The sequence below is a fragment of the Thermobrachium celere DSM 8682 genome (assembly GCF_000430995.1).
Taxonomy (GTDB): domain Bacteria; phylum Bacillota; class Clostridia; order Clostridiales; family Caloramatoraceae; genus Thermobrachium; species Thermobrachium celere.
Map to the genome: position 1 here is coordinate 6,169 of NZ_HF952020.1, position 498 is coordinate 6,666.

At 29.9% G+C, this 498-nt stretch carries 1 protein-coding gene; it reads left to right on the plus strand.

Annotation, left to right across the window (positions count from 1 at the left end):
- Positions 1-58 precede the first annotated feature (58 nt).
- Positions 59-382, plus strand: a complete 324-nt coding sequence (gene hypB, locus TCEL_RS10420) for a hydrogenase nickel incorporation protein HypB (protein WP_018663814.1) — start codon at positions 59-61, stop codon at positions 380-382.
- Positions 383-498 lie beyond the last annotated feature (116 nt).

A 498-nucleotide genomic window follows, 5' to 3' on the forward strand; every position in this document is an offset into this window, starting at 1 on the left:
AAGATGGATATACCAGTAGTTCAATTAAAATACTGATGGAGCATGCCATATTGAGGCTATGTCAATAAAACACATACTTCAGTATTTTAATTTAGACGAAATTGATGTGATTATTGTAGAAAATATAGGTAACTTGGTATGCCCAGCAGAATTTAACATTGGAGAAGATATAAGAGTTGCAATTTTAAGCATACCAGAGGGTGATGATAAAGTAGAAAAGTATCCTCTAATGTTTTCAACTTCAGAAATATTAGTATTAAATAAATATGATATGAAGTCTTATTTTGACTTCGATGATAAAAAGGTTGAATCTGTTGCAAGAGAGTTAAATCCAAACATTAACATTTTCAGAGTATCCAACAAACAAAGAAGGCTTAAATGAGCTAGTCAATGCATTGAAAAATGCAATTGATAAAAATAAAAGTAAGGGGGCTTTAATTGAAACCACAAATTAGCTCATATTCAACATTCATCTTCTGTTATCTCTTGTGGATATTA

What these genes read in the sequence shown, in the direction of transcription:
- hypB (WP_018663814.1), top strand. Translation starts at nt 59, where the DNA reads ATGTCAATAAAACACATACTTCAGTATTTTAATTTAGACGAAATTGAT.